The sequence below is a fragment of the Amycolatopsis sp. NBC_01286 genome (assembly GCF_035982555.1).
Taxonomy (GTDB): domain Bacteria; phylum Actinomycetota; class Actinomycetes; order Mycobacteriales; family Pseudonocardiaceae; genus Amycolatopsis.
On the sequence record NZ_CP108428.1, the window covers coordinates 6,564,720 to 6,581,687 of the forward strand.

The window sequence follows — 16,968 nt, forward strand, 5'->3', positions numbered from 1 at the left end:
CCGAACGGTTCGAGCTTAACGGCCTGCTCGTTGCCCCGCCGACGAGCAGGCCGCCGCCAAGCTCACGCGCCGAGCGGGTGCAGCTGGTCCCACGAGGGGACGCGTGGGGTGATCCGCAGCCTCATCCCGGCCTCGGCGGGCAGCTTGTCCGCCTTGCGGGCGTTGCAGCTGCGCGCCGTCCCGCCGCACGCGGCGACCGTGTTGAGCCAGTCGGTCCGCGCGCCGCCGCGGCTCAGCGGCACCACGTGGTCGATCGTCGTCGCGCGCTGCCCGCAGTAGGCGCAGCGGTGCCCGTCACGTGCCAGCACACCACGCCGGGACCAGCGTGGCGGCTGCGTATATCGCCACTTCATGACGACGTACCGCAGCAACCGCACGATCTTCGGGCGCGGGAACAGCCCGTAGGCGAGACCGGCTTCGGCCTCGTGGACCACGGCGACGTCGCGCACGAGCATCCGGATGGCGTGCGGGACGGACACGGTGTGCAGCGGCTCGTAGCCGGCGTTGAGGACGAGAACCCCCATGGCGCAACCTCTTTCGGTGTGGACGGATACGAAAAGCCGCCCGGATCGCGGTGATCCGGGCGGCTTTCCGCGAAGCGACCCGTTCATGGTCGCCGAGGTTCGCGAGAGGCGTCAATCGTGTTTCAGCGCCGGTTAATGCAACGGGTGATTCCGGAAGAACCGCCAGATCACCGGGGTCGCGTCGATGACGGTCGGCGTGGCCGAGTCGAGGTTCGGTTTTGTGCTCGGCCAGACGTGCCCCGCGCCTTCGACGCGGTAGTGCTCGACCGTGCCGCGCCGGTCGCAGGCGAGCCACTTCTGCGCGACGACGCCCTTCACCGGCGTCCACGACAGCGGCCCGAACCGGCAACCGTCCCTTGTGGACCACGCAGCGAGCCAGTCGGGGATCGGCGGCAGGCCCTTCTCCGGAACGCCGGTGTAGGGGATGGTCGTGTCGGCGGTGCCGTGGAAGTCGAGGATCGGCACCGGCCGGCTCGGGTGGCAGGCGCCGCCCTGCGGGTAGAAGGCGCCGGACACCGGGGCGAACGCCGCGATCCGGCTCGCCAGGCGGCAGGCCAGCACGCCGACGAACCCGCCGCCGTTGGACTTCCCGGCGGCGAAGACGCGGTTCGCGTCGACGCACAGCGTCCGCTGCAGCTTCGTGATCAGGTCGCTGGTGAGCAGGACGTCGTCCGCGGCGGCCGAGTAGGGCGCGCCGGTCCAGGCGGTCTCGCCGTCGGTCCCGACGAGGCCCTGCGGGTAGACCGAGATCGCGTCGAGCGCGGAGAAGCCGGACAGCTCCTCCTGGTACTGGGACGTGCGCTTGTGCCCGTGGAACGACAGGAGCACCGGGTAGGACCGGCGCGGGTCGTAGTGCGCCGGCAGGTGCACGGTGTAGGTGCGGTCGAGGCCGCCCGAGGTGAGGTGCTGCGTCGTCGTCACGCCGGCCGGGACGGGCGCCGGGCGGCCGCAGCCGGTGGTGCGGACGGGGTGGTCGACGACGTGCGACGGTGTCACAGCCGCGGCGGGTGCGGCGAAGCCGGTGGTCAGCGCGCAGGCCGCGGCGAACGCGGCCGCCCACCGGGGCCGGGGGAAGCGTCCGGGCACTCGATCCTCCTTGATCGGCAGCAGGGCGTGGCCAGCATCACACCGGCTGTCGCGGCCCGCCTACATTGCGTTCATAAAGTGCGCGGCCGGGTGACGGCCCGGACTGTCGGACCCCCTCGGTACGATCGCACCCGTTCGCCGTGACACCCGGAAGGAAGCCCGTGACCACCCCGATCGAGACGCTCGAGTTCCAGTCCGAGGCGCGTCAGCTGCTCCAGCTGATGATCCATTCGATCTATTCGAACAAGGACACGTTCCTGCGGGAACTGGTGTCGAACGCTTCGGACGCCCTCGACAAGCTGCGGCTGGAGTCGTACCGCGACAAGGACCTCGTCGCCGACACCGCCGACCTGCACATCACGATCGAGTCGGACCCGGCCGAGCGCACGCTGACGGTGCGGGACAACGGCATCGGCATGACCCGTGACGACGTCGTCGGCCTCATCGGCACGATCGCGAAGTCCGGCACCGCCGACTTCCTCGCCAAGCTCAAGGAAGCGCAGGACGCCGCGGCGTCGCAGGACCTGATCGGCCAGTTCGGCGTCGGCTTCTACGCGAGCTTCATGGTCGCCGACAAGGTCACCCTCGTGACGCGCCACGCGGGCAGCGCCGAAGGCGTCCGCTGGGAGTCCGAGGGCGAAGGCACCTACACGATCGAGCCGGTCGAGGACGCGCCGCAGGGCACCGCGGTCACCCTGCACCTCAAGCCGGAGGACGCCGAGGACGCGCTGTACGACTACACGTCCCCGGCCAAGATCCGGGAGATCGTGAAGAAGTACTCCGACTTCATCACCTGGCCGATCCGGATGACCGCCGACGCCGCGCCGGCCGCCGAGGGCGAAGAGCCCGCCGAGCCGGTGGTGGAGACGGTCAACTCGATGAAGGCGCTGTGGGCGCGGTCGTCGAGCGAGGTCTCCGAGACCGAGTACAGCGAGTTCTACAAGCACGTCAGCCACGACTGGCAGGACCCGCTCGAAACGATCCGGCTGCAGGCCGAGGGCACGTTCGAGTACCAGGCGCTGCTGTTCCTGCCCTCGCACGCGCCGATGGACCTGTTCCTGCGGGAGCGCAAGCGCGGCGTGCAGCTCTACGTCAAGCGCGTGTTCATCATGGACGACTGCGAGTCGCTCGTCCCCGAGTACCTGCGGTTCGTCAAGGGCGTCGTCGACGCGCAGGACCTCTCGCTCAACGTGTCGCGGGAGATCCTGCAGCAGGACCGCCAGATCCAGCTGATCCGCCGCCGCCTGGTCAAGAAGGTCCTCTCGACGGTCAAGTCGATGATGTCTTCCGACGCCGAGAAGTACGCCACGTTCTGGCGTGAGTTCGGCCGCGCGGTCAAGGAAGGCCTGCTCGACGACTTCGAGAACCGCGAGGCGATCCTCGAGATCTCGTCGTTCCCCTCGACGCACGACGCCGAGAAGCCGACCTCGCTGCGCGAGTACGTCGAGCGCATGAAGGAGGGCCAGGAGCACGTCTACTACATGACCGGCGACTCCCGGTCGGCCGTCGAGAACTCGCCGCACATGGAGGCGTTCGCGGCCAAGGGCTACGAGGTGCTCGTGCTCACCGACCCGATCGACGAGATGTGGGTCGACGCGGTGCCGGGCTTCGACGGCAAGCAGTTCCAGTCCATCGCCAAGGGCCAGGTCGACCTGGACTCGGACGAGGACAAGAAGGCCACCGAGGTCGCGCGCGAACAGCAGCAGAAGGACTTCGAGGGCCTGCTGTCGTGGATGGGGACGTCGCTGGGCGAGGACGTCAAGGAGGTCCGGCTCTCGTCGCGGCTGACGACGTCACCCGCCTGCATCGTCGGCGACACCCACGACCTGACCCCGACGCTCGAGAAGATGTACCGCGCGATGGGGCAGGAGCTGCCGCCGATCAAGCGGATCCTGGAGCTCAACCCGGAACACGCCCTGGTCACCGGCCTGCGCGAGGCACACGCGTCGCGCCCGGAAGACGCCGGCCTGGCCGAGACGGCGGAGCTTCTCTACGGAATGGCCCTCCTGGCCGAAGGCGGCGAACTGGGCGATCCGGCCCGCTTCATCAAGCTGCTGGCGAACCGCCTGGAGAAGACGCTCTGAGACAGCGGCCCGGGCGGGACTTCCCGCCCGGGCCCGCTCCTCTGCCGGGGCGGCACTTGCGTGCTCGGCTCAGCGGCACGTCCGGCCGGACCCGGGGGCGGTGGCTCTCGCTCGCGGCGGGCATACGCATGTCCTGCTCGCTGGTTCAGCGGCACTCGCGCCTGGACCTGCGGGCAGCGGCTCTTGCCCGCGGCGGCATGCACGTGTCCTGTCCGCCGGACCCGCCCGCGGCGACGCGATCCGTCGGCATCTGGCTGGAACTTCACCTTCCGGGCCCGCCAGCCGGGCCGGCGTCGGCGTGGACCTGTCCAGCTTGCCGGTGGCTCCACGTGCCGGCATTACCCGCGTGGGCCGAGACTCCTCCCCAGACCCGCCCGAGGAGGACACTCACCCGAGAGGCTCTCGTCGGGTGAGAGGAGCTCTCGTGTCCTCGTCGCAGGTTTTCGCCAACCGCGAGGACGGCGGCCGCCGGCTGGCGCGGGTGCTCGCGCGCCGGACCTGGGCCGATCCGCTCGTGCTCGGGCTCGCGCGGGGTGGGATGCCCGTGGCGGCCGTCGTCGCGCGGTGGCTCGGTGCGGAACTGGACGTCGCGGTCGCGCGGAAGATCGGCGCGCCCGGGCGGCGCGAGTACGGCGTCGGCGCGGTCACGCCCCACGGCCCGGCCCTCTACTCCGACGCGAGCCTCCGGGCGCTGCACCTCACCGCCGGTGAGCTGACGCGGACGGAAAACCGCGAGCGGGCCGAGGCGCGCCGCCGGCTCGCGCGCTACCGCGGGGACCGGGCGCCGGTCGGCTGCGCCGGCCGGGACGTCATCCTCGTCGACGACGGGCTCGCCACCGGCGTCACCGCCCGCGCGGCGCTGCGTGATCTGCGCGCCGGCGAGCCGCTGACCTTGGTTTTCGCCGCTCCCGTGTGCGCTCCGGACGCCGTCGCGCTGCTGCCCGAGGCCGACGACGTCGTCAGCGTCGTCGAGCCGCCGGAGTTTCGCGCCGTCGGCCAGTGGTACGCCGATTTCCGCCAGACGCGTGACGAAGAGGTGCTCGCGCTGCTCGCCCGGTGACCGTCGGCGGTTCCACAGAGGACGCACCGTGACGTGCTGCTCCACCCGGGGAACACCCGATTGAGCGGCTGGGCGGCGGGGTATCACCGGGCGGGGGTACCGACTGATGGGGCAGGTGTCATGGCGGAACGGGACGGACTCGGCGCGCCGGCGCTCGGACTGCGGCAGTACCTGCTGGCCGTCGCGAGCAAGCTCGACGCGCCCGCGTGGTTCTGCGAGGTCGAGGTGCCCGCCACCGCCTACCTCGCGCTCGAACTGCGTCTCGACCGGTTCCCGGACCACGAGACGGCGCTGCTGTGGGACGAGCAGGACGGCTGGGCCGCGGCCGTCGAGTCGGCGACCGGCGAGGACGTGGTGGTGCTGGCCTACCTCGGCGAGGACCTGCTGCCCGCGCCGTGCGCCGTCGAGGAGTTCGTCCGCGACCTCTACGGGGACGGCTATCCGGGCCGGCCGGACCCGCCGGACTTCCGCAGACCCGGTGCGGCGGACGGCTTCGACGAGCGTCTCGCCGCCTACGCCGGGAAGAGCGTCTGCCTGCCGGAAGGCCAGGCCTGAGGGCCACCCGTTCGTCCGTCCACATCGGACACAGTGCGCCCCGCCGGGTGACGGCCGGACCTGATCGCACTACCCTGGGACGACCAGGAGTGACCAGCGGGAGGCCCAGTGAGCACGGAAGCCGCCGACGCGGTGGTGATCGGCGCCGGGCACAACGGCCTGGTCGCGGCCAACATGCTGGCCGACGCCGGCTGGTCGGTGCTGGTCCTGGAGGCGACGGACCGGCCGGGCGGCGCGGTCCAGACCGCCGAGGTCACCGAACCCGGCTTCCACGTCGACCTGTTCAGCTCGTTCTACCCGCTGGGCGCGGTGTCGCCGGCGATCCGCGGCCTCGGGCTCGAAGGGCACGGTTTGCGGTGGCGGCACGCCCCGGACGTGCTCGCGCACGTGCTGCCGGACGACCGGTGCGCGGTGCTCTCGCGCGACCTCGACCGCACCGCGGCGTCGGCCGACGAGTTCGCGCCGGGCGACGGTGACGCGTGGCGGGCGCTGGCCGCGCAGTGGAAGGAACTTCGGGAACCGTTGCTGGCGGCGCTGTTCGCGCCGTTCCCGCCGGTCCGCCCGGCGCTTAAGCTGTTGCGGCGCACCGGAACCGCCGACGCGTTGCGCCTGGCGCGGATGCTGACGCTGCCGGCGCGCCGGTTCGGCGAGGAGGTGTTCGCGGGGGAGGGCGCGCGGCTGCTGCTGGCCGGAAACGCCGCGCACAGCGACGTTTCCGTGGACAACGCGGGCAGCGCCGTGTTCGGCTGGTTGCTGGCGATGATCGGGCAGGACACCGGGTTCCCGGCCCCCGCGGGCGGCGCGGGGGAGCTGACGGCGGCTTTGGTGCGCCGCCTGGAGTCCCGGGGTGGGAAAGTCCACTGTGGACGTCCGGTGCGCGAGGTCATCGTCGCCGGCGGGCGGGCACTGGGCGTGCGCGACGCCGCGGGCGACCCGGTCCGGGCGCACCGCGCGGTGCTCGCCGACGTCCCGGCACCGATCCTGTACGGCGAGCTGGTCGGCGCGGAGTGGCTGCCGTCCCGGCTGGTCGACGACCTGCGCCGGTTCGAGTGGGACAGCGCGACGGTGAAGGTGAACTGGGCGCTGTCGGGCCCGGTGCCGTGGACGGCCGAGGGCGCGCGCGGCGCGGGCACCGTCCACCTCGGCACGGACCTGGACGGCCTTTCAGCGTTCGGCAACGAGCTGGCGCGCGGCCGGACGCCGCGCCGCCCGTTCCTGCTGTTCGGCCAGATGACGACGACCGACCCGGACCGCTCACCGGCGGGCACCGAGGCGGCGTGGGCGTACACGCACGTCCCGCGTGGCTCGATGGCGGGCCGCGGCGCGCTGGAACGACGGGTCAAGCGGATCGAGGAGACGGTCGAGGCCCACGCGCCGGGGTTCGCGGGCCTGATCAAGAACCGCTACGTCCAGGGCCCGGCAGAGCTGGCGGAGCACAACCCGGGCCTGGTGGGCGGAGCGATCAACGGCGGCACGACGGCGATCCACCAGCAGCTGTTCTTCCGCCCGGTCCCGGGCACGGGCCGCGCGGACACCCCGGTGGACCACCTGTACCTGGCGGGCGCATCGGCCCACCCGGGCGGAGCAGTCCACGGCGGCCCGGGAGCCAACGCGGCCCGCGCGGCTTTGGCCCGAGCGGGCAAACTGGGCGGCGGCTACGCGGCCCTGATCCGAGCGGCCCACCGAGCAATCTACGGCTGAGGCAAGCGACCGGAGCGGCCACCATGGCGACCGGAAGGGCCGACACGGCGCCCGGGTGGTCAACACGATGCCGGGACCGGCCAACGCGGCGCCCGGCGTGGCACTGGCCCGGCCGACACGGTGACCGGCGCGGCCGACGTGGAGCCCGGAGTGGCCAACACAGCGACGGGAACGGCTGACCACGGTGCCGGGAACTGCCAACACGGCAACCTGATCGGCCAGCTCGGCGACCTGAGTGACCGACCCAGCGAGCGGGAAGCGCTAGTTCTCCACCACCGGGATTGCGCAGCGGCGCCACTGGACCTGGTCGCCCGTGCGGTCCGCGTGCCAGATTTCGGTGGCCGTGTCCGATTCCCACGTCGGCAGGAGGCGGCCCGTCACCACCTGGCCTCGAGCCACCCGGCCGAACAGCTCGACGCCGTCCGCTCGGCGGGCTGCCGGGATCCACGCGGGGAAGCGGGTGCGGGGGAGCTTTCGTTCGATCCACTCGCGGGCGGAGCCTTCGCTGCCGTGGTCGGACTCGACGATGCTCGACACCGGGCCGTCGGCGCCGACGGCCAAGCCTATCGACGCGCGCCAGCGCACGGTGGGGGCGGTGCTCCGCCGGTCGGGTCCTGATCCGTCTGACATTCCATCCAGGCTCCCGGAAGAACGGGTACGGGGACCACTACACTTTCGGATGGATCGGCGTTCACTCACGGTGCCCCCTGGCGTTTCCGGGACCTCGGTCACGCAAGATCTTCCCCACCCGAGTGATGTTTAATCACGGCCCGCGCCGGGGAACCTTCGGGGCCGGCCATCCCGAGCGACCGTGCGGCGCCGTCCACAGTGGACGCGAACGGCCGGGCCGCGGCTCGGGACCCGATCACCAACAGCCGGTCTCGGTTACCCGAAGCGGACGATACGGCTACCGTGACGGGGGTGAGGAGGTGGTCGCCGTGCCCTTCCAGCGTGACGTCGTGGTGATCGGCGCCTCCGCGGGCGGCGTCGAGGCCCTCCGAACCCTGGTCCAGGCCCTGCCGGCGGACTTCCCCGCGGCGATCCTGGCCGTCATGCACCTGTCGCCCGGCGCGTCGAGCGCCCTGCCCCAGATCCTGAGCCGCGCCGGCGCCCTGTCCGCCGTGCCCGCGCGCCACGGCGGGCCGCTGACCAAGGGCGTCATCCACGTCGCCCCGCCCGACCGGCACCTGCTCATCGCCGACGGCGCCCTGATGCTCAGCCGCGGCCCGACCGAGAACGGCCACCGGCCCGCCATCAACGCCACGCTCCGGTCCGCGGCGGTCGCCGCCGGCCCCGCGGCGATCGGCGTCGTGCTCTCCGGCGCGCTCGACGACGGCTCCGTCGGGCTCTGTTCGGTGGTGGAGCGCGGCGGCCTGGCGATGGTCCAGGACCCGGAGGAGGCGCTCTACCCGGACATGCCCGCGAACGCGCTGGCCCGGACGCCGACCGAGCACGTCTACCCGGCCGGCGTGCTCGGCAAGGTGCTGGACAAGCTGGTGCGCGTCCCGGTGGACGCGGTCGCGGTGGACCCGCCGTCGCCGGCGCTGCTGCTGGAGGACCGGATCGCGCGCGACGGCGTCCGGCTGGACGCGGTCGTCCCCGGCGAAGGGACCCCGGCCTCGGGCTACAGTTGCCCGGACTGCCAGGGCACGTTGCTGGAAATCAGCCAGCCGCACGGGCAGTACCGCTGCCGCATCGGGCACGCGTGGTCGGCCGAAGCCCTGCTCAGCGCCCACGACGCCGAGTTCGAGCGGGCGTTGTGGACGGCGTTGCGTTCCCTCGACGAAAAGGCCGCGCTGGCCCGGCGCATGCAGCGCGACACCAGCCACCGCGGCCTCGCCGGCCTGACCGGCCGCTACGACACCACCGTGCACGAGTGCACGACGGCCGCCGAAACCCTGCGGAGGTTCCTCATCGCCCGTCACCCGGAGACCGGGCCCACGCCGTGACCGCCGACCGCGCGGCCGTGACCCTGGTGCCGGACGTCCGCGCGGGCTCGACCGTCGTGACGGTGACCGGGGTGCTCAGCCTAGACACCTATCCCGACCTGCGCGACGGCCTGCTCAAGATCGCCACGGACGCCCCCGACAGCGTCGTCGCCGACATCCAGGGCCTTCGCGTCGACGACGACAGCCTGGCGAGCGTCTTCTCCGTCGTCGCCATGCGGATCGGCGACTGGCCCGGCGTCCCGTTCGCGCTCGTCTCCACGCGGCCGGAGCACCTGGCCCTGCTGGCGAACCGGTCGATCGACCGGTTCGTCGCGGTCCACGCCGACGTCGGCACGGCCGAGCGGGAACGGGACAACCCGCCGCGCCGCCGCGCGGTGCAGCTGCTCGCGCCCATGACCGGCGCGTCGGCGCTGGCCAGGCAGTTCGTCGCCCGCGTCTGCGCGGAGTGGGGCGTGCCGGAGCACGAGGAGGACGCGCAGCTCATCGCGACCGAGTTCGTCGAGAACACGATCCGGCACACGATCTACGCGCCGCGGCTGCGCCTGGAGCTGCGGCGCGGCATCTTCACCGTCGCGGTCGGCGACGACGACCCGCGCCCGGCCGTGCGCCACGAGCGGCTCGGTCCCGGGGAAGCCGGCCTCGGGCTGCAGCTGGTGGCGCAGGTCGCCCGGGTGTGGGGCTGCAGCCGGTCCTGGTCGGGCGGCAAGGTGGTCTGGGCGGTGCTGACCAGGCGCGGCCGCCCGGGAAACCGGGCCGGGTAGCGTATCCCCGGTGACGGATCCCGGGCCGGAGGCCGACCGCCAATTCGAGTCGGTGCTCACCTACCTGAAGGAGTCCCGCGGGTTCGACTTCACCGGCTACAAGCGCACCAGCCTGATGCGGCGCGTCCAGCGGCGGATGAGCCAGGTCGGGGCCGGGAGCTTCGCCGACTACATCGACCAGCTGCAGGTCAACGCGGACGAGTTCGTCGCGCTGTTCAACACGATCCTCATCAACGTCACCGGGTTCTTCCGCGACCCGGACGCCTGGGACTACCTGCGCGAGCAGGTGATCCCCGCGCTGCTGGCCGAACGCACCCCGGAAGAGCCGATCCGCGTCTGGAGCGCCGGCTGCGCGGCCGGTCAGGAGGCCTACAGCCTGGCGATCGCGTTCGCCGAGGCGATCGGGGTCGACGCCTTCCGCCAACGCGTCAAGATCTACGCCACCGACGTCGACGAAGAGGCGCTCGCCCAGGCGCGGCAGGCGACCTACACCCCGGCCGAGCTCGACGGGGTGCCCGAGGACAAGGTCGAGGAGTACTTCGAGCAGTACGGCAGCCGGTACAGCTTCCGCAAGGACCTGCGCCGCTCGGTCATCTTCGGCCGCAACGACCTCGTGCAGGACGCCCCGATCTCGCGGATCGACCTGCTCGTGTGCCGCAACACCCTGATGTACTTCAACGCGGACACCCAGACGAAGATCCTCGAGCGGTTCCACTTCGCACTCGCCCCGCGCGGCATGATGTTCCTGGGCAAGGCCGAGATGCTGCTCAGCCACGGCCGCATCTTCGAGCCGCTCGACCTCAAGCGGCGGGTGTTCCGCAAGGTGGCCAACTCACCCGTCGGCTACAACCGCTTCGTCACCTACGGCTACCCGGCGCGGCGCCCGGCCGACGTCTCGGGCCTGGACCAGCTGCGCGAACACGCTTTCTCGGCCAGCCCCGTCGCCCAGATCGTGGTGACCGGCGACGAGGTGACGGCGCTGATCAACCAGCAGGCGGAGCTGGCGTTCGGACTGTCCGAACGCGACATCGGCCGCAAGCTGTGGGACCTCGACGTCTCCTACCGCCCGGTCGCGCTGCGCCCGTACGTCGAGCAGGCCCGCCTGGAGCGCCGGTCGCTGCGCATCAAGGACGTCGAATGGCGCCGCGCCGGCGACGTGGTGTGGTACGAGGTGCACGTCAACCCGTTGCTGGGCAAGGAGAAGAGCCTGCTCGGCGTGTCGGTGGTGTTCCACGACGTCAGCTGGGCGCGGTTGCTGCTCACCGAGCTCGAGCACTCGAACCGCCAGCTCGAGTCGGCCTACGAGGAGCTGCAGTCGACCAACGAGGAGCTGGAGACCACGAACGAGGAGCTCCAGTCCACAGTGGAGGAACTGGAGACGACCAACGAGGAGCTCCAGTCCACCAACGAAGAGCTCGAAACCATGAACGAGGAACTGCACTCCACCAACGACGAGCTGCAGACGATCAACGACGCCCTGCGTGACCGCGGCGTCGAGCTCGACGACCTCAACGACTTCCTGGAGTCGGTGCTGACCTCGATCCAGGCCGGCATCGTCGTGATCGACACCGAGATGCGGATCAAGGCCTGGAACCGCGGCGCCGAGGAGCTCTGGGGCGTCCGCCGGGAAGAAGCCGAGGGCACCCACCTGCTCAACCTCGACATCGGCCTGCCGCTCGCCGAGCTGCGCCCGGTGGTCCGCGACGCGCTGGCCGACGCCGAATCGCAGGCCGAGCTGACCCTGGACGCGATCAATCGCCGCGGCCGCGCGGTCGTCGTCCGGCTGATGTGCAGCGCCCTGCGCGGGGCCGACGGCCGCAGCCACGGCGCGTTGCTGATGATGGAGGAAACCCGCACGGGCGCCGGCGGCTCCGCCTAGGCTGGGGCCATGAACGAGTCGCGACGCGCCGGTGGTTCGGAAGAGCTGGCCCGCACGCTGCTGGCCACGGCCCGCAGCGCCGCGACCGCGGCGGTGCGGGCGGGGCTCGAAGACATCGAGGAGCGGCACGGGCAGCACGTCGCCGACGAGGTCGCCGGCTTGATCGACGTCGCCGACGTGTACGCCGGGCTCGCCGACCACGACGTCCGGCCGCGCGGCCGGGCCGACCGGCGCGACCGGGACAACCGGGATGATGACGGGCCCTGGGAGTTCAAGCCGGTCTCCGCGGTGTGAGCGGCGCGGGTCACTTCCGCCAGTCGTAGCTGAGGACCGGCGGGTCGTCGGACCCCTTCGTGACGGTCAGGTGCTCTTCGGGGTGCGCGGTGGCGTACCGCGTCATCTCGTCGTACATCCGGTCGCGCATCCCGACGTCCTGCACCTCGATCGTGGCGCGCTGGCCCAGCCGGCCGGGGTCCACGTCCGGGTCGGTGCGGATCGCCAGGTTCCAGAAGTGCCGTTTGTCGGTGCCGTCGGCGCCCTGGCCGTCGTTGGTGAAGTAGACCTCGCCGCTTTCCTTGTCGTAGATCTGCTGGGTCACCTTGATCTGGTCGTCGCCCTGGGCGGCGGAGAAGTAGCCGGAGTCGTCCCCGGCGTCGCTGGTGTAGAAGCCGACTTCGCCGCCGAACGCGCTGCCGAAGCCGTAGCCGCCCTTCCACAGTTCCAGGCGGTACTGCTTCCCGGTCTCGGGATCGGTGAACTCCATGTTGTCGCCCTGGGCGCTGGTGCGGTCGAGGTCCGCGCCGATGAGCTGTTCCATCTTGTCGTAGATGTCGTGCCAGCCCAGGTAGCTCTGCACGGAATGCTCGCCGGTGGTGTAGAAGTCGCCGTCCTCGACGTACTCGAAGCCGAAGTAGTCGTAGATCTTCCGCGCGACCGCGGGGTCCTGCATGATCGTGTCCCAGTCGCCCCTCAGCAGGGCGAGGTCGAGCTTCGGGTTCTTCGCCACCAGTGCGGCGAGGCCGGGGATCTCGGCGAGGATGATCGCCGCGATCTCGGCCGGGTTCCGCTTCTCCGAGCCCGCGAGTTCCCACACCCGGCCTGTTTTGTTGCGGATCTTCAGGCCTTCGACGAGCAGCACCGCGTCGTAGGTGGTCACCACCCGCTGCATGTCGGCCAGCAGGACGAGGGCCCGCCCCTTGATGATCTTGTCCTCCGCCCAGGCGAGCACGACGGTGCCCGTGCCGCTGCCGAGGCCGTGCCACACGTTGTCGAGCTTCGTCTGCAACGCGTCGGCGTCCGCGCGTTTGCTCCGCGCTTCCAGCTGCGCCTTCGCCAGCGCGTCGCGGACCACCTCGAACGACTTCGCCGACTCCTCGAGATCTTCGGCCTGTTCGTCGCGGTTCTTTTTGAAGTCTTCGAGCGAGGAGAGCGCCGCCTCGCCGGCGCCGCCGTGCCAGCCCTGGCTCAGCTCCACGCGGACGCTCTCGACCAGGGCCTTGGCGTCCTTGACGGCTTCCTTGGTGGTCCGGCAGGCGCGGGCCCGGTCGTCCAGTTCGGTCGTGCTGCCCTTCTCGACCTGGTCGGCGAGCCCGCGGATCCGGTCGAACACCGACGTCATCGGTCGATCCGTTCGAAGCCGCTGTCGAGGGTCTTCAGGAAGGCGTCGCGGGCGTCGGCGTCGGTGCTGTCGTAGCTCTTCGCGGCGCTCTTGATGCTTTCCACGAGGCTCTCGACCTGCTGCTGCGCGGCCTGCAGGTCTTCCTGCCGGGTCAGCAGCCAGACGTCGTAGTCGCCCGCGTAACCGCCGGCCCGGTCCGTGCCGCCGACGTTCGGCGAGCCCCCGGCCGCGAGCGACGGCGGCGTCCCCGCGCCGAGCTTGGCCGCCGCCTTGCTGATGTCCGCGACATCGACCTCGAACCCCACCGACCATCCTCCCGCGTGACGTTTCGCGCGGGAAACGTAACACCCGTGCCGCGGTCAGACGTCCGGTTCGGCCATTTGGTTCCTAGTTGTCCCGGCGCAGGTCCAGCCGCTCGGGGTGCGGCCGGAAGCCGGCCGAGGCGTAGGTGGCGACGGCGGCGGCGTTGGCGCTCGCGGTGCAGACGATCGCGCTCGACGAACCCAGCTCCCGGAGCGCGGCCGCCGCGGCGGCGGTGATCGCCCGGCCGTGGCCGTGACCCCGGTGGTCGCGGTGCACGCCCATCGGCTCGATCAGCCCGGGCCGGCCCGGACCCGCCGACCACACCGTCACGATCGCCACGGCGTTGTCTTCGCCGTCGTACCCGATCAGGCTCCGGGCGTCGGCGTACGGCGACCCGGCCGCCATCGTGTGCCAGCGGTCCTCGGTGGCCGTCGACCGGTCGAACGACGCCCGCAGGACCTCGGTCCAGACCGCCGCCTGCGCCGGCCCGGCCACCTCGATCCGCAGGTCCACCTCCGGCACCGGCTCCGCGAGATCGCGGTGCAGCGGCGTCCACGGCTCGTCGGCCCGCCAGCCGTCCCCGGCCAGCACGTCCCGGAGCAGCACGTCGTCCGGTGCCTCGACCGACACCGGCCCCGCGGGCAGGACACCGCGCTCCGGGGTGGACACGTCTTCGGCCAGCTGCCGCGCCAGTTCCGCGTCCTGCCGCACGTCCGGCGCGATCGTCAGCCGCACGAGCCCGGGGCCGTCGAGCAGCCCGACGGCGACGATCCGGCCGTCGCGGGTCCAGGTCCGGACCACCGCGGCCGTCGCCGCCGCGCCGAACCGGTAGTTCCAGCCGAGGTCTCCCGGGTGCAGCTGCAGCGGCGCGTCGTCGCTCTGCCACTGCCGCAGCGCGGCCACGGCCTCGGTCAGGCCTTCGGTTCCCGGGGTCTCCACGACGATCGCCATACCCGTGATCACACACCAGCGCGCGGCGGTCCGCACCCGGTTTTCGGGTCGGTCCTACGGCGTCACCGACATGAGGTCGACGACGTCCGCGGCGCGTTGCCGCTTCGCGAAGGACTCGCGTTGCCGATCGGCGCCGCCTTCGCCGGCGATCAGGCGTGCCGTTCCCTCCCAGGCGAACTCGCGGTCGCCCGCCGCTTCGAGCGCGGGACCCGTCAGCGTGATCAGGTCGTCGAGCACCACCGAGGCGGGCACGAGGTCGCCGGTGCGCGGGTGCGGGCAGCGGCCGGTGACGCCGTCGCGCGAGGCCCGCCAGAGCTGGCCGCGCAGCACCTCGTTGGGCAGGTCCGGCGGGGGAGTGCTGTCGTCCAGCGCGGTGGCGACCAGGCCGCGCGCCAGCACGGCCAGCAGCACCGCCTCTTCCGGCGTCGCGGCGACGTCGGCGATGCGGAACTCCAGCGTCGGCTGGTTTTCCGAGAGCCGGACGTCCCAGTAGACCATCCCGCGGTCGAGGATCGAGCCCGCGCGCAGCCACGCGTCGACGACGCTCTCGTACTCGTCGAGCGAGGCGAACTTCGGCGGCGGGCCGGCCGAGGGCCAGCGGCTCCACTGCTGGTAGCGCCAGCTGTGGTAACCGGTGTCGTAGCCGTCGGTGATCGGCGAGTTGGCGGTCAGCGTGAGCAGCGCCGGCAGCCACGGGCGCACCCGGTTCAGCACCTGGATCCCGGTTTCCTTGTCCGGGATCGCGACGTGCACGTGGCAGCCGCAGGTGAGCGCGGTCCGCGCGGTGGCGCCGAAGTGCTCGGCCATCTGCTCGTAGCGCGGGGTGGGCGTGATGATCGGTGCTTCCACTTCGGACAGTGGCGCGCAGCCGCTGGGCAGCACCCGCAGCCCGCGCTTGGCCGCCGCGCCGGCGAGATCGGCCCGCAGCCCGCGCAGCTGGCTCAGGGCACCGGAATGCGTGCGGCAGATGTCGGTGGCGGCCTCGGCCTGGGTCCGGGTGAGCTCGTGCTGCAGCTCGCCCTGGTCGCCGCCGGCCGCTTCCGCCGCGTCGACGACGTCGTCGCCGGCGTGCGAAAGCATTCCTCGGCGGTCGACGACGAAGAACTCCTCTTCGACGCCGAAGGTCAGTACCTGGTCTGTCACCGGGGTTCTCCTGGGGGGTTGGGGAACCAGCGGGATACCCGGACGCGGTATGCGGCAAACCGGGTGACGGCGCGACTACGCTTGTGTGACCGCGCGCACTCGGGGTATTCCGGTGACATGGAGTGGCACGAAGAGCTTCACGAGCAGGCGGACGAACGGGTCGAGCGTCTGGACGAACGGTTGTGGCGGGTGGCGACCGCACTGCACGCGCGCCCCGAACCGTCCTTCGAGGAGCATGCCGCGGCCGAGCTGCTGACCGGCGAGCTGGCCGCGGACGGCTTCGAGGTCGAGACCGGCACCGCCGGGATGCCCACGGCGTTCGTCGCGCGCGCCGGCACCGGCCGCCCCTGTGTGGCGCTGCTGCTGGAGTACGACGCGGTGCCCGGCCTCGGGCACGCCTCCGGGCACAACCTGGTCGCCGCGGCCGGGCTCGGCGCCGCGCTGGCCGCCAAGGACGTGCTCGGCGACAGCCGCGGCTCGCTGCTCGCGGTCGGCGCGCCGGCCGAGGAGAGCGGCGGTGGCAAGCAGGCGCTCGCCGAGGCCGGGATCTTCGACGACGTCGACGCCGTCCTGATGGTCCACCCCGGAGTGCACTCGTGGTCGTGGGCGCCGTTGACCGCGCGGGTCGAGCTGAAGCTGACCTTCCACGGCCGCGCCGCGCACCCGACCGCCGACCCGGAGCACGGCGTCGACGCGCTGGCCGCGCTGATCCAGGCGTTCGGCGCGCTGGCTGCCTTGCGCCAGCGGCTGCCCGCGGGCTCGCACGTCCAGGGCATCATCACCGACGGCGGCGAAGCGACCACCGTCGTGCCCGACCGCGCCGAAGGCCGCTTCGGCCTCCGCGCGCTCACCGCGGCGGCCCTCGACCAGCTGGCCGAGGATGTCTCGACGTGCGCGCAGGGCGCGGCCCTGGCGACCGGGGCGAAGGTGGACGTCGAACGCCTCGGCCGCGGCTACGCCCACTTCCGCGACAACCCGGTGCTGTCCGAGCGGTTCACCGAGCACCTCGCCGCGTGCGGCATCCACGCCGGGCCGCCCGAGCCGGGGGTGTACCTCGGGTCGTCGGACATCGGCGACGTCAGCCTCCGCGTCCCGGCGATCCACCCGTTCGTGGCGATCGCGGCCGCGGAGTACCCGGACCACACCCGCGAGTTCGCGGAAGCGGCGGCGAGCCCCCGCGGCCGTTCGGCGATGCTGGCGTCGGCGGCCGCGCTGGCCCGCACGGCGATCGACCTGCGGACGCACCCGTCGCTCGTCAGCCGGGCGTGGGACTACTTCCGGGCCCAGGAGCGGAACGGGTCCTGAAAGCCGTGAAGGACTCCTTCCCGGCTCTTATGGCCGTGAAGGAGTCCTT

16 protein-coding genes are annotated in these 16,968 nt (G+C 72.1%); 9 read left to right on the forward strand and 7 right to left on the reverse strand.

Translation table 11 applies throughout. The features are described 5' to 3' along the window. Nucleotides 1-62 precede the first annotated feature (62 nt). Both OG570_RS31055 and OG570_RS31060 read right to left on the reverse strand, forming a co-directional pair. Nucleotides 63-524 carry an HNH endonuclease gene (locus tag OG570_RS31055; RefSeq protein WP_326952647.1) on the reverse strand — a complete coding sequence of 154 codons (462 nt, stop codon included), beginning with the start codon at nucleotides 522-524 and terminating at the stop codon, nucleotides 63-65. A 132-nt stretch (nucleotides 525-656) separates the two neighbouring features. After that, nucleotides 657-1,610 (reverse strand): alpha/beta hydrolase family esterase, encoded by a 954-nt coding sequence (locus OG570_RS31060; protein WP_326952648.1) that lies wholly within the window; start codon nucleotides 1,608-1,610, stop codon nucleotides 657-659. Nucleotides 1,611-1,771: 161 nt separating this feature from the next. Here OG570_RS31060 and htpG point away from each other — a divergent pair, with 161 nt between their 5' ends. The 4 genes from htpG (at nucleotide 1,772) to OG570_RS31080 (ending at nucleotide 7,010) form a co-directional block, all read left to right on the forward strand. Next, nucleotides 1,772-3,694, forward strand: coding sequence for a molecular chaperone HtpG (htpG, locus tag OG570_RS31065; protein ID WP_326952649.1), 1,923 nt, complete (start codon nucleotides 1,772-1,774; stop codon nucleotides 3,692-3,694). 424 nt (nucleotides 3,695-4,118) lie between these two features. Beyond that, nucleotides 4,119-4,754 carry a phosphoribosyltransferase gene (locus tag OG570_RS31070; protein ID WP_326952650.1) on the forward strand — a complete coding sequence of 212 codons (636 nt, stop codon included), beginning with the start codon at nucleotides 4,119-4,121 and terminating at the stop codon, nucleotides 4,752-4,754. Between the two features lie 120 nt (nucleotides 4,755-4,874). After that, nucleotides 4,875-5,309 carry a DUF6292 family protein gene (locus tag OG570_RS31075; protein ID WP_326952651.1) on the forward strand — a complete coding sequence of 145 codons (435 nt, stop codon included), beginning with the start codon at nucleotides 4,875-4,877 and terminating at the stop codon, nucleotides 5,307-5,309. Nucleotides 5,310-5,417: 108 nt separating this feature from the next. Continuing rightward, nucleotides 5,418-7,010, forward strand: a complete 1,593-nt coding sequence (locus OG570_RS31080) for a phytoene desaturase family protein (protein ID WP_326952652.1) — start codon at nucleotides 5,418-5,420, stop codon at nucleotides 7,008-7,010. Between the two features lie 261 nt (nucleotides 7,011-7,271). On the opposite strand, the gene OG570_RS31085 is transcribed toward OG570_RS31080, so the two are convergent. Beyond that, nucleotides 7,272-7,640, reverse strand: a complete 369-nt coding sequence (locus OG570_RS31085) for a hypothetical protein (RefSeq protein ID WP_326952653.1) — start codon at nucleotides 7,638-7,640, stop codon at nucleotides 7,272-7,274. Between the two features lie 308 nt (nucleotides 7,641-7,948). Between OG570_RS31085 and OG570_RS31090 the strand changes: the two genes are divergently transcribed. Genes OG570_RS31090 through OG570_RS31105 form a run of 4 tightly spaced genes read left to right on the forward strand, consistent with a single transcriptional unit; the run spans nucleotide 7,949 to nucleotide 11,893 of the window. Next, nucleotides 7,949-8,959: a chemotaxis protein CheB gene (locus OG570_RS31090; protein ID WP_326952654.1), complete on the forward strand. Its 1,011-nt coding sequence runs from the start codon at nucleotides 7,949-7,951 to the stop codon at nucleotides 8,957-8,959. After that, nucleotides 8,956-9,720 carry an ATP-binding protein gene (locus tag OG570_RS31095; protein WP_326952655.1) on the forward strand — a complete coding sequence of 255 codons (765 nt, stop codon included), beginning with the start codon at nucleotides 8,956-8,958 and terminating at the stop codon, nucleotides 9,718-9,720. The genes OG570_RS31090 and OG570_RS31095 overlap by 4 nt, the downstream gene beginning before the upstream one ends. 10 nt (nucleotides 9,721-9,730) lie before the next feature. Further along, on the forward strand, nucleotides 9,731-11,599 hold the full coding sequence (locus OG570_RS31100; protein WP_326952656.1) for a CheR family methyltransferase: 1,869 nt from the start codon (nucleotides 9,731-9,733) through the stop codon (nucleotides 11,597-11,599). A gap of 9 nt (nucleotides 11,600-11,608) precedes the next feature. After that, nucleotides 11,609-11,893, forward strand: coding sequence for a hypothetical protein (locus OG570_RS31105; protein ID WP_326950438.1), 285 nt, complete (start codon nucleotides 11,609-11,611; stop codon nucleotides 11,891-11,893). Nucleotides 11,894-11,903: 10 nt separating this feature from the next. Here OG570_RS31105 and OG570_RS31110 read toward each other — a convergent pair whose 3' ends face one another. The 4 genes from OG570_RS31110 to OG570_RS31125 all read right to left on the reverse strand — a co-directional run bounded on the left by OG570_RS31110 (nucleotide 11,904) and on the right by OG570_RS31125 (nucleotide 15,614). After that, nucleotides 11,904-13,217, reverse strand: coding sequence for a DUF4474 domain-containing protein (locus OG570_RS31110; protein WP_326952657.1), 1,314 nt, complete (start codon nucleotides 13,215-13,217; stop codon nucleotides 11,904-11,906). Further along, on the reverse strand, nucleotides 13,214-13,522 hold the full coding sequence (locus OG570_RS31115; RefSeq protein ID WP_326952658.1) for a hypothetical protein: 309 nt from the start codon (nucleotides 13,520-13,522) through the stop codon (nucleotides 13,214-13,216). The genes OG570_RS31110 and OG570_RS31115 overlap by 4 nt, the downstream gene beginning before the upstream one ends. 82 nt (nucleotides 13,523-13,604) lie before the next feature. Further along, a complete protein-coding gene (locus OG570_RS31120) occupies nucleotides 13,605-14,471 on the reverse strand; it encodes a GNAT family N-acetyltransferase (protein WP_326952659.1) in 867 nt (288 codons plus the stop codon). Between the two features lie 54 nt (nucleotides 14,472-14,525). Then, nucleotides 14,526-15,614: a carboxylate-amine ligase gene (locus OG570_RS31125; protein WP_326952660.1), complete on the reverse strand. Its 1,089-nt coding sequence runs from the start codon at nucleotides 15,612-15,614 to the stop codon at nucleotides 14,526-14,528. 117 nt (nucleotides 15,615-15,731) lie between these two features. Here OG570_RS31125 and OG570_RS31130 point away from each other — a divergent pair, with 117 nt between their 5' ends. Continuing rightward, the gene (locus OG570_RS31130; RefSeq protein ID WP_326952661.1) at nucleotides 15,732-16,919 is read left to right on the forward strand and encodes an amidohydrolase; all 1,188 of its coding nucleotides are present in this window, start codon (nucleotides 15,732-15,734) and stop codon (nucleotides 16,917-16,919) included. Nucleotides 16,920-16,968: the final 49 nt, after the last annotated feature.

Excerpts from the sequence above, each read along its gene's own strand:
- OG570_RS31055 (WP_326952647.1), bottom strand. The coding sequence starts at position 524 with ATGGGGGTTCTCGTCCTCAACGCCGGCTACGAGCCGCTGCACACCGTG.
- OG570_RS31075 (WP_326952651.1), top strand. The coding sequence starts at position 4,875 with ATGGCGGAACGGGACGGACTCGGCGCGCCGGCGCTCGGACTGCGGCAG.
- OG570_RS31085 (WP_326952653.1), bottom strand. The coding sequence starts at position 7,640 with ATGTCAGACGGATCAGGACCCGACCGGCGGAGCACCGCCCCCACCGTG.
- OG570_RS31105 (WP_326950438.1), top strand. The coding sequence starts at position 11,609 with ATGAACGAGTCGCGACGCGCCGGTGGTTCGGAAGAGCTGGCCCGCACG.
- OG570_RS31110 (WP_326952657.1), bottom strand. The coding sequence starts at position 13,217 with ATGACGTCGGTGTTCGACCGGATCCGCGGGCTCGCCGACCAGGTCGAG.
- OG570_RS31120 (WP_326952659.1), bottom strand. The coding sequence starts at position 14,471 with ATGGCGATCGTCGTGGAGACCCCGGGAACCGAAGGCCTGACCGAGGCC.
- OG570_RS31130 (WP_326952661.1), top strand. The coding sequence starts at position 15,732 with ATGGAGTGGCACGAAGAGCTTCACGAGCAGGCGGACGAACGGGTCGAG.